This is a genomic window from Glycomyces lechevalierae, from assembly GCF_027622945.1.
GTDB lineage: Bacteria > Actinomycetota > Actinomycetes > Mycobacteriales > Micromonosporaceae > Glycomyces > Glycomyces rutgersensis.
Genome location: NZ_JAPZVQ010000002.1, coordinates 465577 through 479870, shown reverse-complemented (window position 1 = coordinate 479870; position 14294 = coordinate 465577). Strand labels below are relative to the sequence as shown.

The window sequence follows — 14294 nt, the reverse complement described above, 5'->3', positions numbered from 1 at the left end:
GCGGGGCCCCCCCCGCCCGCCACCCCCGCCGCCGGCCTACCCCCACCCCGCGCCCCCCCCCCCGCCCCGCGGCCGCCCGCCGTTCTGCTCGCCTAGCAGTAGGTGTTGAACGCGGACTGGATGGCGGTCTTCTCCGCGGAGTTCACGGAGAGGTCGTACAGGTACTTGACGTGCGTCCAGGCCTTGACGTAGTCGCAGCGCACCGAGGTGTTCGGCGGCAGCCACTCGGCCGGGTCCTTGTCGCCCTTGGTCGAGTTGATCGAGGTCGTGGCGATCCACAGCTGCGGCGAGCTGATGTCGTTCGCGAAGTCCTCGCGCTGCGCGGTCGTCCACTGGCTCGCGCCGGAGGCCCAGGCCTCGGAGAGGGCCACGACGTGATCGACCGTGGCGTTCGAGACCGTGGTGGTCCAGGTGTTGTCGAAGTCGGACTGCCAGTTGCCGGAGTCGGGCTGGCAGTCGGAGCCGGTCTCGACGTTCTGGCCGTCGCGCTTGAGCACGTACTGGCGGGCGGTGCAGCCGCCGCCCACGGAGGACCAGTGCGGGAAGAGGTCGCGGTCGTAGGAGTCGCCGTTCGACTCGTTCGCGACCGTGAGCTGCCCGAGCTCGGACTGCGCGGTCGAGAGCGAGGGAATGCCCGGGGGCCGCACGGCCTCGGCGGGCGCGACGTCGAAGACGAGCACGGTGATGACGGCGAGCGAGGCGGCCGCGGCGAGGGCGGCGGCACGCTTCGCGGCGCGCTGGACTGCTTGCATGGAGGCTCCTGTGGGGGAGTGACCGGCGGATTCAGGGGGACGGGCGGGAACGGCGCACGTGAATGCGTTGTTCACTCGTGAATCATCGAATCATGGGATGTCATTGCCGCGCAAGGGGCGAAGACAATCTTTTACCCACAGGACACTGCAAACTTACGAAATCATCCCGATGTGGACATCCAGGCGCATGCGGCTTGTGTGTCGCCAAGTCCGGTTTCCCACGGAGGCAGATGGGTACGATCGCGGCATGACGATCAGCGGCACTGAATCGCGCCTGGACGGCCTCGCCCTCACGTACCTGCCCGAAGACCTCGGCACGCCTTCGGATTTCGTGACCGAGTGGGAGGGCGTCGACTGCACGCAGCGCGTGTGGGAGACCGAGGTCGAGCCCGGTTCCTGGCGCGTGGACCTCCAGGTGCAGGTCATGCGAGCGCCCCGGCTCAAGGACCTCAAGGCGCTCAAGGAGTTCCTGGTCGAGTACCACGAGCGCGGCGACGACTGGATCCCGAACGACTTCGGCGACGACGGCTTCGCGAGCGAGCGTGAGATCGCCCGCCTCATCGAACCGGGCCTCGCCGTCGAGGTCCGCGACCCGTTCGAGCGCAAGGGCTTCGAAGCGGTCAAAGCCGTCGCCGCCGGCATCCGCTACCCCGAATGACCTGCGCCTTCGAGAGCGCACATCACATTCCGCACACGACGTTTTCCCATTAGGTTAGGCTCCCCTATGCTCTAGGGCGTGCCCTTCCCCGCCGCCCGTCTGCACCTCTCGAGACCGCGCCTCTCAAGACCGCGCCTCTCAAGACCGCGACCCGCCCGGACCGCGCGCGGGCGCGCCCTCACCATCGCCGCCGCCGCGATCGCCTTGGGCCTCATCGTGATCGCCTCGCTCGCGATCGGCGCCCGCGACCTCACCCCCGTCGAAGTCTGGCACGGCCTCACCCACGCCGACCCCATCGCGGCCGCCGTCGTCTGGGACCAGCGCGTGCCCCGCACCGCCGTCGGCCTCCTCGCCGGAGCCGGCCTCGCCGTCGCCGGCGTCCTCATGCAGACCCTCACCCGCAACCCCCTCGCCGACCCGCGCATCTTCGGCGTCGCCGCCGGCGCCAGCCTCGGCGTCGTCATCGGCCTCAGCGTCCTGGGCCTCACCGGCATCGGCCAGTACGTGTGGCTCGGCATCGCCGGGGCCCTCGCCGCCGGGCTCGTGGGCTACGCGGTCTCCACGGTCGCCGCCCGGAACACCGGCGGCGGCACGGTCACGTACGCGCTCTGCGGCGCCGCGCTCGACGCGAGCCTCTCCGCGATGGTCTACGCGGTGCTCGCCACGGACGTGCACTCCTTCGACCAGTACCGCTTCTGGGCCGTTGGCTCCCTCGCCGGACGCGACGCCGAGGTCGCCTGGGGCATGGCCCCGTTCCTCCTGGGCGGCATCGCACTCGCGCTCCTGGCCGCCCGCAGCCTCGACGGCCTGCAGCTCGGGCACGAGGCCGCCGCCGGGCTCGGCCACCGCGTCGGCCTCACCCGCGCCGCCGCCGCGATCACGGTCGCGCTCCTCACGGGCGCTGCCGTCGCCGCCGCCGGGCCGATCGGCTTCATCGGCCTCGCCATCCCGCACCTCGCCCGCTGGGCCGTCGGCGCGACCCACCGCGCCCAGATCGCCCTGAGCCTCATGCTCGGCCCCTGCATGCTGCTCACCGCCGACGTCATCGGCCGCGTCATCGTCCCCGGCGAAGCCCCGGCGGGCATCATCTGCGCATGTCTGGGCGCCCCACTCCTCATCGCCTTGGTAAGGCGCGCAAGGACCGTGACCGCATGACCCACAACGACAACACGCCCTCCCGCCTCTCGAAGCGATGCAAACGCGTCGCGCTCACCCCCGCCCCTGCGGTGTCCCGATGACCCGCACCGAAACGCCGCCCGAGCACCGCGCGCTGCGCCTCCCCGGCCGCACCGTCCTCCGCTCCGGCGCCCTCTCCGTGACCATGCACCGCCGCAGCGCCGCCGTGTGCGTCCTGCTCCTCGTCGCCCTCCTCGGGGCCGTCACGGCCGCACTCTGCCTGGGCGACACCTACATCACCTTCGCGGACACGATCGCCACCCTCACCGGCACCACGGGCTATGACCGCACCATCGAGGTGCTCCGCCTGCCCCGCACGGTCCTCGCCGTCGCCGCCGGGGGCGCCCTCGGCATCGCGGGCGCCCTCATCCAGTCCGTCGCCCGCAACCCCCTCGCCAGCCCCGACATCATCGGCGTCACCGCCGGCGCCGGCCTCGCCGCCACTTTCGCGCTCACCGCCGGCCTTTCATACGCCCTCCTCGCCCCGGCCGCCCTCACCGGCGGCCTCGCCGCCGCCGCGATCGTCCTCATGGTCGCCGCCCGCGGCTCGCTCTCCGCGCCGCGCTTCGTCCTCGCGGGCGTCGCCGTCGCCGTGCTCCTCAAGTCCGGAACGCAGATCCTCCTGCTCGCCGCGGACGCCATCGACGCCCAGCGCGCCCAGATCTGGCTCATCGGCACCCTCGCCGGGCGCGGCTGGACCGAGGCCGGATTCCTCGGCGTCTTCCTCCTCCTCGCCCTGCCCTTCCTCGTCTGGGCCCAGCGCGCCCTCGACACCACCGACCTGGACGACCCCACGGCCACCGGCATCGGCGTCCGCGTCACCGGGCGGCGCCTCGGCCTCGCCGTCCTCGGCGTCGTCCTCGCCTCCGCCGCCGTCTCGCAGGTCGGCGCCGTCGAGTTCGTCGCCCTCGCCGCGCCCCAGATCGCCCGCCGCCTCGCCCGCACCTCCCGCCCGCCGCTCCTCGCCTCCGCCCTCACCGGCGCCATCCTCCTCGTCCTCGCGGACTGGCTGGGCCGCACCGCCTTCGGCGACTACCAGATGCCCGCCGGGGTCCTCACCGCCGCGCTCGGCGGCGCCTACCTCATCTACCTGCTGTTGACGAAAGGAACCCGAAATGAGAAGAGCACTCCTGGCCGCCGGCCTCGCCTCGGCCTGCGCGGTCGCGCTGGCCGCCTGCGGGACCTCTGACCCCGCCGCCGAACGCAACGACGCCGAAGGTGAGACCCGCTCCATCGCGCACGCGATGGGCACCACCGAGATCCCCGCCGAGCCCCAGCGCGTCGTCGTCCTCGACACCGACAAGATCGACACCGCGCTCTCCCTCGGCGTCACCCCGGTCGGCGCGGCCCGCGCGAGCGAGACCGAGCTGCCGACCTACCTCGGCGACCTCTCCGGCGTCGCGGTCGTGGGCACCACCGCCGAACCCGACCTGGAGGCCATCGAGGCCCTGGAGCCGGATCTGATCCTCGGCTCGAAGTTCCGCCAGGAGGCCTTCTACGACGAGCTGAACGCGATCGCCCCGACCGTGTTCACCGAGCAGGTCGGCGTCACCTGGAAGGAGAACTTCCTCCTCGACGGCGACGCCCTCGGCAAGGGCGAGGAGGCGAAGCAGCTCCTCGCCGACTACGAGACCCGCGCCGCCGAGTTCGGCACCTCCCTCGGCGACGCCCTCGCCACCGAGGTGAGCCTGGTCCGCTTCATGCCCGACCAGATCCGCTTCTACGGCCCGGACTCCTTCTCCGGCATCGTCCTCGGCGACACCGGCCTGGCCCGTCCCGAGCTGCAGCAGTTGAACGGCGCCGAGGACCGGCGCTTCGGCGAGGTCTCCGCCGAGGAGCTCGACACCGTGGGCGGCGACGTGATCTTCTACTGCGCGTATGGCACCGACGGCGAGGCGATGCTCGCCGACTACACCGGCGGCGAGCTCTGGCAGTCCATTCCCGCCGTCCAGGACGGCAAGGCCCACCAGGTCGACGACGAGGTCTGGATGACCGGCATCGGCGTCACCGCCGCCGGCATGATCCTGGACGACCTCGAGCAGTACCTCGCGGTCTGACCGGCCACGCGACACGGGCCGCCCTCGGGCGGCCCGTTCGTCGTTTTCCCGCTCGGCACGACGCCGAGATGACGCTTGCGACCTGCGCAGTCCCTTATGCTGGCCGGACTGATCGGACACATGCGACAGTCGATGTCGCTCGTACCGGTATCTCCAGTTTCTCCAGCGATCACGCAGGGACTTTCACAGTGAAGATTTTTGCCAGACTGGCGACGGCGTTCGCCCTCGTCGCCGCCGGGGCCCTCTTCGGGACTCCGGCGGCGGCGCAGACCACAGGATGCGGGTACGGCTCGGGCGGTCCGTACGCCAACACGATCTGCTGGATCGACATGAGCGGCTTCGACCAGGCGACCGCGATGAGCGCGGCCGGGCAGCCGATGACGATCGAGCTGACCCCCGACTACACGATGACGTTCACCTTCAAGTTCACCCCGGGCGTGAACGGCTACCGCGTGCTCAAGCCGACCGCTTTCCCCACGTACGCCAAAGCCCCGATCGGCAACACCGTCTACACCGGCACGCCCGGCAAGCCCGCGCTCTACCAGCAGGTGGACGCCGGGACCGGTGCGTCCGGCGACCTCGGCACGCTCGTCATCCAGGACCTGGTCGTCACCGGCCCGTCCGGCGCCGCCGTCGACGGCTACGGCATCGTGATGGCCGACGCCGAGACCACCAACCGCCAAGAGGGCCTGACGTTCGAGTCGAACCAGCCCATCGAGGAGCTCGCTCGGGCGACCATGCCGGACGCGCAGCCCGCGTGCGGCGGCGCGTTCACCGGCATCGGCACCACCACGGTCACCTGCAACGGCAACACCGCGGGAGGACTCCCGGTCGACGAGATCATCGTCTACTCCGTCGCCCCCGTCTCCACGTCGATCAGTTTCCTCGACCGGACCGCGAACGCCGTGCAGGGCGTCGCGTTCGGCATCCTCACCGCGAAGGTCGGCATGGACAAGACCGTGGTCGACAAGACCGACGGCGACGACTCCTTCGCCATGTCCATCGAGGACGAGTCGGGCCTGGTCATCGGCGAGGGCTCCACGAACGGCGGCGACTCCGGCAAGATCGAGTCGCAGACGGTCCTCGCGGCCCCGGGCGGGCGCGACTACACGCTCGCCGAGACCGCCGAAGGCGCCACCGACCTCTCGACCTACACCCAGGACTGGGTGTGCACGAACAACGGCGAGGACGACGCGTCCCTGCCTTCCGGCGGCGGCACCTCCCAGGTCGTGAACGTGAAGGTCGGCGACGACATCCGGTGCACGGTCACCAACACCGGCACACCTCCCGGCCCGTCCCCTGAACCGGACCCGAGCACCGACCCGGGCCCTGACCCCGACCCTGATCCAGACCCGGATCCCGACCCGAGCTCGAGCGGTTCCGAAGCACTGACCGACCCCGGGACCGACCCCGACACCTCCGACGAGTACACCGGCAGCGCCCTGCCCGTGACCGGCGGCTCCGCGATCCTCTACAGCACCCTCGCAGCGGTCGCCCTCGCCGCCGCCGCGGCCGGCTGGATCATGATCCGCCGCGCCCGCCGCACCGAGGACGAATGGCCGAGCGTCTGACGCTCCGAACGACAGGGGAGGGCGGGGCCGCCCGCCCGGCCGCCCCGGGGCGCGGCACGCCGCGCAGGACAACGGAGCGGGCGCCGAACCCCCCCCTGCCCCTCGCGCCCCCCGCGCCCCCCCCCCCCCCCCGGGGGCGGCGGGCCCCCCCCCCCCGCCCTCCCCTTGCCGCTCAACGCCTCTCAGAACAGCGGATCGGACGCCTCACTCCGCTCCGCCCGCGCCGCCGCGATCATGACCGCGCCCCCTCCGAGCAGGAACACGGCCGCGGCGATCCCGAGCCACAGGTTCATGCCGGTACCCGGCAGGTCGTCCCCGATGTACTCACCCTCGTACTCACCGTCGTAGGGACCGCCGGTGGGATCCTCGCCCGGGTCGGCACCCGGAGCCGGCTCGCCGGGACCGGAATCGCCGGGCGCGGGGTCACCGGTGCCGGCGTCGCCCGGGTCCCCGGGCTCGTCCGCCTCGACCAGCGCGAAGTCCGCGACCGCGTCGCTGCAGGTCCCAGTGTTGGACACGGTCCGCTCGTCCTCGCCGTCGACCTCGTAACCCGCCGGGGCGGCGATCGCCACGGTGTGGGTCCCGGGCGGCAGATCGCCGACGCTGTACGTGCCGTCCTCGGCCGTGGCCGCCTGCCGGGGCGAGTCGCCCTCGGGCGTGACCGTGAGCCGGACCCCGCCCAGCGGATCGCCGCCCGGGCCGGTCACGGTGCCCACGACCGCGGTGGGCCTGGAGAAAACGAAGTCGACGTCCTCGACATCGACATCGGCGGCGATGGTCACGTCCCGGGTCGTCGACCCGACCGCCGTGTGCCCGACGGGCACATCGGCCTCGACCGAGTAGTCGCCCTCCGTGAGACCCGCGAACCGGTGCGCGCCGGACCCGTCGGTCACCGTGGACTCGGTGCTCCCGCCGGGACCGGTGAGCGTCACCGTCACGCCGCCCACGGGCTCGCCGCAGGCCGTCGCCGTCCCTGCCACGTCCGGGCGCTGGGTCAGCAGGAAGTCCTGCCCGGTGATGGGGGTGGTCTGGGCGGGCGCGACGGTCACCGGCCGCTCCTCGACCCCCTCGTAGTCGTACCCTGCGGGGCGCTCGATGACGATGACGTGGGCGCCGGCGGGAACGTCGTCGAACAGGTAGTCGCCGTTGGAGTCGGTGACCGTGGTGACGGTGTCGCCGTTCTCGAGCCGCAGCGTCACGGAGATGCCGCCCAGATCCTCGCCGTCGGTGGTGGAGACGGTGCCGCCCACCGAGGTCGGCACGATGTCCCGCACCTGGAAGTCCGCCGCGGCGGCCGGGCACGAGCTCAGGTCCACCTGCTGCCGCTTGGCGCCGTCGACGATCTTCCCGTCGGGCGCGATGACCTCGACGGTGTACCGGCCGCCGATCATGTAGTCGGCGAACGAGTACGAGCCGTCGGCGGCGGTCGCGGTCGAGTCGAGCACGTGCCCGGCCTCGTCGATGAGGTTGACCGTCACCCCTTCGGCCGCCGCGCCCGAGTCGGTCACCGCGCCGGTGATGTCGCAGCCGAGCGACGCGAACCAGGTCTGGTACACCGGGAAGCCCGCGCGGCGGGTGAACACGAAGGTGAGCGACTGGACCTCGACGGTCGGCTCGAACCAGCCGCTCGCGCCGTCGGTGTCGGCGGCCGCGGCGTTGCCGGTCAGCGTCCGCGTCGCGGCGTTCCACGTCGGCTGGTCGGTCCCGTCCCCGGAACACGCCGGGCCCCCCGCCGAGGCGGAGCCGCAGTAGTTGAAGGTCCCCTGGAACCCGAGCTGCGCCGCCGACAGGGCCGACCCGTCCGGCCCCTTCGCGACCACCTCGACCTGGTCGGCGTCGATGTCGCCCAGGGCGAACGCCCAGCCGCCCGGCGGCACGGGCTCGTCGAAGACGTACCGGGTGTACGAGGGGGAGTCGGCTCGGTCGGCCTGCGGCCGCAGATTGAGATAAGGGGAGTTCCTCGAAGCGCCGTACTTCGCGCCGATCGGCGTCCCGGCCGACAGCCAGGTGGAAGCCCCGGAGATGATGCCGACTCCGCCGCCGCGCGAATTGGAGCCGATGGCGCCCGCGATGAACGGGCCCGTTGCGAAGGTCGTCGTCGCGCGGTAGTCGCCGGCGCCGCCCGCGAAGTCCGCCCATTCGTTCCACGCCCCGCTCGCCTGCGCCTGGGCGGGCCGGTCGAAGACCATCATGCTCGCGATCAGGGCCAACAGTACGGAAAGCGCGATCGCCAAAACCCTTATGGACACTCCTCGTGCATACATGCAGGCAGCCTATGGCAGATTCGGCAGCCTACTGCGTCAACATTCCATTGTGCTTGATTTCCGGAAACGGCTCCCGTCCTCCCGGCCCCGCGAAGGTGTCTCCCGAACCCGAGCGGGCCGGGGACGCCGAGCGGCCGGCGCGCTACGATCGTCCGCGAATCGCGCCTACCCCTCGGGGGTAATCCCGGAGGGCGGGCCGCCGAGCCGTCGGAGGATTGCGGACGCAGTGAACTGGTACCGCGCATGTCTGCGAGTGGCGATGATCGTCATCGCCCTCGGCGTGCTGTGGATGCACTCGTCCGCCCACAGCGGGCACGTCTGCCAGGACCACACCGTTTCCCACGCCGTCGAGGCCGCCATGCCCGTGGAGTCCGGCGCGGACGCTCATGAGGACGACGCGCACCGGCACGCGGGCGCGCTGTGCGTGGCGATGCTGACCGCGATGTGCCTGGCGGTGCTCACGATCCTCGCGTCCCTCATCGGGGCGCCTTCGCTCATCGCGCAGCGCGCGGTCCGAGCGCGCGATTCGATCCGGTTGCGGGCCAACGCGTTCCTCACGGGCGTCAGATGGTCCTTCATGGAGCTCTCGGTGTTCCGGATTTAGGCCGAAACGACGGCCGCAGTGCCGCTTCGACCCGAATCCGCAAGCCATTCGCACCGACAGGAGCAACCGATCATGAAACGCTCCTTCAGCATGCGCCGCGCCGCCTCGGCCGGCCTCGCCGCCTTCGCGGTCCTCGCCTTCGCCGCCGCCTGCGGCGGCGACGACGGCATGGACGGCATGGACCACGGCGACGGGTCCTCCTCCGAGGAGGAGTCCCAGGACTTCAACGACGCGGACGTCATGTTCGCGCAGATGATGATCCCGCACCACGAGCAGGCCGTCGAGATGGCCGAGCTCGCCGAGACCCGGGCGTCCGACCCCGAGGTCGTGGAGCTGGCCGCGCAGATCAAGGCCGCCCAGGACCCCGAGATCGACACGATGGCCGGCTGGCTCGAGGCCTGGGGCGAGCCGACCGAGATGGACCACGGCATGGACATGCCGGGGATCATGACCGACGAGGAGATGGCCGAGCTCGAGGCCGCCGACGGTACTGCGTTCGACAAGGTCTTCGTCCACCACATGATCGCCCATCACCAGGGCGCGATCGAGATGGCCGAGACCGAGATCGCCGACGGCCAGAACGCCGAGGCCAAGGCGCTCGCCGCCCAGATCGCCGAGTCGCAGACCGCCGAGGTCGCGCAGCTCGAAGCGATCATGGCCCGCCTGTAATCGCCGGGGTGGGCCGCGTCGCACCATCTTGACGCTGATACCCGCAGGGGGTATAAAGAGGTTTCAGTTATACCCCATGGGGGTATAAATGGATCGGCGAGCGGCGACGCGCACCGATCGCGGCGAACCGGGTGCCGCCGGCCGGCGCCTCCACCATGATTCGAATACCGCTCTCGTCATCGAGGGGAAAGACATGAACGACTCCCGACACGGATCGCACGGCCACACCGGGCCCGATCCCGAGACGCATCACGAGCACGACCACGAGGCGCACGGCCACCATTCCGGGCACGAAGGCCATGAGCACCACGGTGAGCCGGAAGAGTCGAACCCGCACGCCGACCACATGGACCACCACCCCGAGGCCGAACACGCGGGCCGTGAAGGCCACGCTGGCCACGACGATCACGCAGGTCACGAAGCCCACGCGGATCACGAAGCCCACGCTGCCGGTGGCGGTCACCCCGACCGCGCGGGCCACGAATCCCATGCGGCCCATGGTGATCACGTCGCCCACGCCGGCCACGATGGCGGCCACGCCGACCACTCCGCCCACTCGGGCCATGCCGGCCACGGCGACCACGCGGGCCAGTTCCGGCGACTCTTCTGGATCATGCTCGCCCTCGCCGTCCCGGTGGTGGCCTTCTCCGGCATGTTCGCGATGCTCATCGGCTACGACCTCCCCGAAGGCGCATGGGCCGAATGGATCTCCCCGCTGCTCGGCACGGTCATGTTCTTCTGGGGCGGCAAGCCGTTCCTGACCGGCGCGGTGAGCGAGCTCCGCGCCCGCCGCCCCGGGATGATGCTGCTGATCGGCCTGGCGATCTCCGTCGCGTTCGTCGCCTCCTGGGGCGCGACGCTCGGCCTCCTCCACCACGACCTCGATTTCTGGTGGGAACTCGCGCTGCTGATCGTCATCATGCTTCTCGGGCACTGGCTCGAGATGCGTTCGCTCGCCCAGACCACCTCCGCGCTCGACTCCCTCGCCGCGTTGCTGCCCGACGAGGCCGAACGCGTCGAGAACGGCCGCACCGTCACCGTCGCCCCCGCCGACCTGCGCGTGGGCGACCTCGTCGTCGTCCGGCCCGGCGGCAGCGTCCCGGCCGACGGTCGCATCACCGAGGGCCGCGCCGAGATGGACGAGTCGATGGTCACCGGCGAGTCCCGCACCGTCTCGCGCGGCGAGGGCGACCAGGTCACCGCCGGCACCGTCGCCACCGACTCGGGCCTGCGCATCGAGGTCACCGCGACCGGCGACGACACCGCGCTCGCGGGCATTCAGCGGCTCGTCACCGAGGCCCAGAACTCGTCGTCCCGCGCTCAGCGCATCGCCGACACCGCGGCCGGCTGGCTGTTCTGGTTCGCCCTCGGTGCGGCCGTCGTCACCGCTATCGTCTGGGCGCTCATCGGCCTCCCGGACACGGGCGTCGTCCGCACGATCACGGTGCTCGTGATCGCCTGCCCGCACGCCCTCGGCCTCGCGATCCCGCTGGTCGTCTCGATCGCGACCGAACGCGCCGCGCGCGGCGGCGTGCTCGTCAAGGACCGCCTTGCGCTCGAGAGCATGCGCACCGTCGACGCCGTCCTGTTCGACAAGACCGGCACGCTCACCAAGGGCGAACCGGTGGTCGCCGCCCTCGAGCCCGCCATGGGCCACACCGAGGACGACGTGCTCGCGCTGGCGGCGGCCGCCGAGGCCGACAGCGAGCACCCGCTTGCTAAGGCCATCGTGCGCGCCGCCGACGACCGGGGCCTGACCGTCCCGTCCGCCTCCGGCTTCAGCTCGTCCCCGGCGGTCGGCGTCAAGGCCACCGTGAACGGCGGCGAAATCAGAGTCGGCGGCCCGCGCCTCCTCGAAGACCAAGGCGGCCAAGAGCTCGCGATCGCCGAGTCCTGGCGCGCGGACGGCGCGATCATCCTCCACGTCATGCGTGACGGCGAGGTGATCGGCGCGGTGAAGCTCGCCGACGAGATCCGCTCCGAGTCGCGCCAAGCGGTCGCGGCCCTGCACCGGCTCGACGTCGAGGTCGTCATGATCACCGGCGACGCCGAAGCGGTCGCCGCATCGGTCGCGTCCGAACTCGGCATCAAGCGGTTCTTCGCGGGCGTCAGGCCGGAGGACAAGTCCGCGAAGGTCCTTGAGCTCCAACACGAGGGCAAGAAGGTCGCCATGGTCGGCGACGGCGTCAACGACGCCCCGGCGCTCGCGCAGGCCGACGTCGGCATCGCGATCGGCGCGGGCACGGACGTCGCGATCGCCTCCGCCGGAGTCATCCTCGCCAGCGACGACCCGCGCTCGGTCCTCTCGGTGATCGACCTGTCCCGCTCGAGCTACCGCAAGATGAAGCAGAACCTCTGGTGGGCAGGCGGATACAACCTCGTCTCCGTCCCGCTCGCGGCGGGCGTCCTCGCCCCGCTCGGCTTCGTCCTGCCGATGTCGGTCGGCGCGATCCTGATGTCCCTGTCAACGATCGTCGTCGCCCTCAACGCACAGCTCCTGCGCCGCATGGACCTCCGCCCGGAGGCCAGCGTCGCGTCCGTGCTCGACTGACACCGCACGAAAGAGCCCGGTGCGGCATCTGCCGCACCGGGCTTTCGACTCCACTCTCGACGGTCATCCAAGCGCGCCGATGAGTTCGCGGCACGCCGCCTCGCACTTGCGGCATTCCCGCGCGCAGTGCTCGCAGTGCGCCATGTGCCCGGCATGCTCGGCGCAGATGTCGCCGCACGCCTTGCACGCCGTCGCGCACGCCTCCAGCATCGCGCGCGTCAGGTTCGCGTCGTACCCGGTGTGCCGCGAGAGCACCTGCCCGGTGGCGAAGCAGATGTCCGCGCAGTCCAGGTTCGACCGGATGCACTTCACCAGCCCCGCGACGTCCCCCTCGCTCAAACAGGCGTCAGCGCACGCCGTACACGCCTGCGCGCACGAATAGCACTCCTGGATGCACTCCGCGAGCTTCTGCCGATCGATGCCCCCGAGATCAGCCGGGTACGAATCCAGCATCTCCGTGGTGATCATGGTCATGACGACTCCCTCCGTCCACGCCGCGACCACGCAGAACGCCAAGCCTGACGATCCATGCTGCGCGCCAGCGAAGAACACGACGCTCATAACCGAATGTCAGCGGACCCAACGCCCGCCACCCCCACCGTAACCACACGACCCGCGCCCAAGGCCCCGTCTGAAAAGACTCCGGGACAGCAAAACAGCCCCGGCGAAAACCGAGGCTGCGACTGCGTTTACTACTGGTACTCCCGAGCGGATTCGAACCGCCGTTTCCGCCTTGAGAGGGCGGCGTCCTAGGCCCCTAGACGACGGGAGCTTGGCCTTTGTCGATCGCGGCTTGCCGCGGCAACGACGACAACTCTACATGGCAGGTGGTGGGTGTCCGCAACCGGGATACCGCTTGTGACGCGGCCTACCTTGGGGCGGCTCGGGAAGGGGCGCGGACCGGGTCGGCGCCGACACCTTTTCAGGTGAACCCCCGTGGCACCGGGCCCCGGCCCGCCGGGCGACTGTAACGCGATCCGCCGCCGCGTGGCGCCGGATCCTACTGGTTGGCGGTCCCGGCAGCCTGGCCCGTGATCTCGTCGAGCCAGGCGGCGTCGACGCCGTCGTGGTAGTTGACGAGTTTGGCGGTGTAGGCGGTGCCGTCGGCCTTGGCGGTGACGCTGGCGATGACGCCGACGGTGGTCACGCAGACCGTGTAGGCGCCCACGGGGGAGTCCTCGGCGCCCTGGACGTCGACGCAGTCGGCGAGTTCGCCGGCGAGGGTGGTGTCGGAGAACTCCATCGAGGCGGTCGGGTCGGCGGCGGTCGCCGAGAGCCATGAGGCGACGGTGTCCTCGGCGGGGAGGATGCCGTCGAGTTCCTGGCCGAGCCAGACGGCCATCTCGGCCTGGTCCTCGCCTGCCCACAGGCTGGGCCGGTCGCCGATGATGACGGCGGCGGTCCCGGCCTCGGGGTCCACCGCCACGAGCACCGATTCATCGGAGCCCTCGACGAGGTACTCGGCGGTGTAGGAGGGCTGGTCGCCTTCGACGAGGCGGCCGCTCAGCTCGGCGAGCGCGGCCTGGTCCTCCGAGGCCGACTCGCCGCCCTCGGCGCCGGCCGAGCAGCCGGCGAGGGCGAAGAGCGCCGCCGCGCTCAGTACCGCGCAGCGCCGCAGGGGGTTCTGCAGGATCATGGGGCTCCACTTCCATTGCGCGAGGCGGGGGGATGGCCGTTGCGCGTGCGCAAATCCATGGCTCGCAAGCATCGCCATGGGCGGCGATCCGGGGGCACGCCTAGCACAGGTGTCTGATCTGAGATAGGACTCCACCATATAGCGGTCCGTCCACGGCCCATGTAACACGAGCGTCCGCGTTGCGGGCAACACCAATACCGCGACGGGGGACGTCGCGCGCGCGGCCTTTTCGCGGCTCGGAGGGATCGCCTCCCAGTCCAGGGCGTATCCTCGGGAGCTGTGGCCGACGCAGTGTCGGGTCGGCCGAAATCCTTCGGACACGGCCCCGTAATCGGGTCGATCGTCAGATTCGGCTA

Annotated in this window: 13 protein-coding genes and 1 tRNA gene; 8 read left to right on the top strand and 6 right to left on the bottom strand. The window is 71.2% G+C overall.

Annotated elements, in window-relative coordinates:
• Positions 1-92 precede the first annotated feature (92 nt).
• Positions 93-752 (bottom strand): HNH endonuclease family protein, encoded by a 660-nt coding sequence (locus O2L01_RS05885; protein WP_270120966.1) that lies wholly within the window; start codon positions 750-752, stop codon positions 93-95.
• A 247-nt stretch (positions 753-999) separates the two neighbouring features.
• Here O2L01_RS05885 and O2L01_RS05880 point away from each other — a divergent pair, with 247 nt between their 5' ends.
• The 5 genes from O2L01_RS05880 to O2L01_RS05860 all read left to right on the top strand — a co-directional run bounded on the left by O2L01_RS05880 (position 1000) and on the right by O2L01_RS05860 (position 6214).
• Positions 1000-1410, top strand: coding sequence for a hypothetical protein (locus tag O2L01_RS05880; RefSeq protein WP_270120965.1), 411 nt, complete (start codon positions 1000-1002; stop codon positions 1408-1410).
• A 78-nt stretch (positions 1411-1488) separates the two neighbouring features.
• Complete coding sequence (locus tag O2L01_RS05875; protein ID WP_270120963.1) at positions 1489-2565, top strand: FecCD family ABC transporter permease; 1077 nt, start codon at positions 1489-1491, stop codon at positions 2563-2565.
• A gap of 79 nt (positions 2566-2644) precedes the next feature.
• Positions 2645-3775: a FecCD family ABC transporter permease gene (locus tag O2L01_RS05870; protein ID WP_270120962.1), complete on the top strand. Its 1131-nt coding sequence runs from the start codon at positions 2645-2647 to the stop codon at positions 3773-3775.
• Positions 3702-4643: an ABC transporter substrate-binding protein gene (locus O2L01_RS05865; protein ID WP_270120961.1), complete on the top strand. Its 942-nt coding sequence runs from the start codon at positions 3702-3704 to the stop codon at positions 4641-4643. The genes O2L01_RS05870 and O2L01_RS05865 overlap by 74 nt, the downstream gene beginning before the upstream one ends.
• A 188-nt stretch (positions 4644-4831) precedes the next feature.
• On the top strand, positions 4832-6214 hold the full coding sequence (locus O2L01_RS05860; RefSeq protein ID WP_270120959.1) for a CshA/CshB family fibrillar adhesin-related protein: 1383 nt from the start codon (positions 4832-4834) through the stop codon (positions 6212-6214).
• A gap of 182 nt (positions 6215-6396) precedes the next feature.
• Here the strand turns inward: O2L01_RS05860 and O2L01_RS05855 are convergent, their stop codons facing one another.
• A complete protein-coding gene (locus tag O2L01_RS05855) occupies positions 6397-8448 on the bottom strand; it encodes an MSCRAMM family protein (RefSeq protein ID WP_270120958.1) in 2052 nt (683 codons plus the stop codon).
• A gap of 256 nt (positions 8449-8704) precedes the next feature.
• Here O2L01_RS05855 and O2L01_RS05850 point away from each other — a divergent pair, with 256 nt between their 5' ends.
• Together O2L01_RS05850 and O2L01_RS05845 are read left to right on the top strand one after the other, a co-directional pair.
• Positions 8705-9082 carry a hypothetical protein gene (locus tag O2L01_RS05850; RefSeq protein WP_270120957.1) on the top strand — a complete coding sequence of 126 codons (378 nt, stop codon included), beginning with the start codon at positions 8705-8707 and terminating at the stop codon, positions 9080-9082.
• Between the two features lie 72 nt (positions 9083-9154).
• Complete coding sequence (locus O2L01_RS05845) at positions 9155-9751, top strand: DUF305 domain-containing protein (protein WP_270120956.1); 597 nt, start codon at positions 9155-9157, stop codon at positions 9749-9751.
• A gap of 67 nt (positions 9752-9818) precedes the next feature.
• Here the strand turns inward: O2L01_RS05845 and O2L01_RS05840 are convergent, their stop codons facing one another.
• Complete coding sequence (locus O2L01_RS05840; RefSeq protein WP_270120955.1) at positions 9819-10289, bottom strand: hypothetical protein; 471 nt, start codon at positions 10287-10289, stop codon at positions 9819-9821.
• 75 nt (positions 10290-10364) lie between these two features.
• On the opposite strand from O2L01_RS05840, the gene O2L01_RS05835 reads away from it, so the two are divergent.
• A complete protein-coding gene (locus O2L01_RS05835; protein WP_270120954.1) occupies positions 10365-12302 on the top strand; it encodes a heavy metal translocating P-type ATPase in 1938 nt (645 codons plus the stop codon).
• Between the two features lie 63 nt (positions 12303-12365).
• On the opposite strand, the gene O2L01_RS05830 is transcribed toward O2L01_RS05835, so the two are convergent.
• The 3 genes from O2L01_RS05830 to O2L01_RS05820 form a co-directional block, all read right to left on the bottom strand.
• Positions 12366-12776: a four-helix bundle copper-binding protein gene (locus O2L01_RS05830; RefSeq protein ID WP_270120952.1), complete on the bottom strand. Its 411-nt coding sequence runs from the start codon at positions 12774-12776 to the stop codon at positions 12366-12368.
• A gap of 222 nt (positions 12777-12998) precedes the next feature.
• Positions 12999-13074 (bottom strand) — tRNA-Glu (locus tag O2L01_RS05825).
• 228 nt (positions 13075-13302) lie between these two features.
• Complete coding sequence (locus tag O2L01_RS05820; protein ID WP_270120951.1) at positions 13303-13938, bottom strand: hypothetical protein; 636 nt, start codon at positions 13936-13938, stop codon at positions 13303-13305.
• Positions 13939-14294 lie beyond the last annotated feature (356 nt).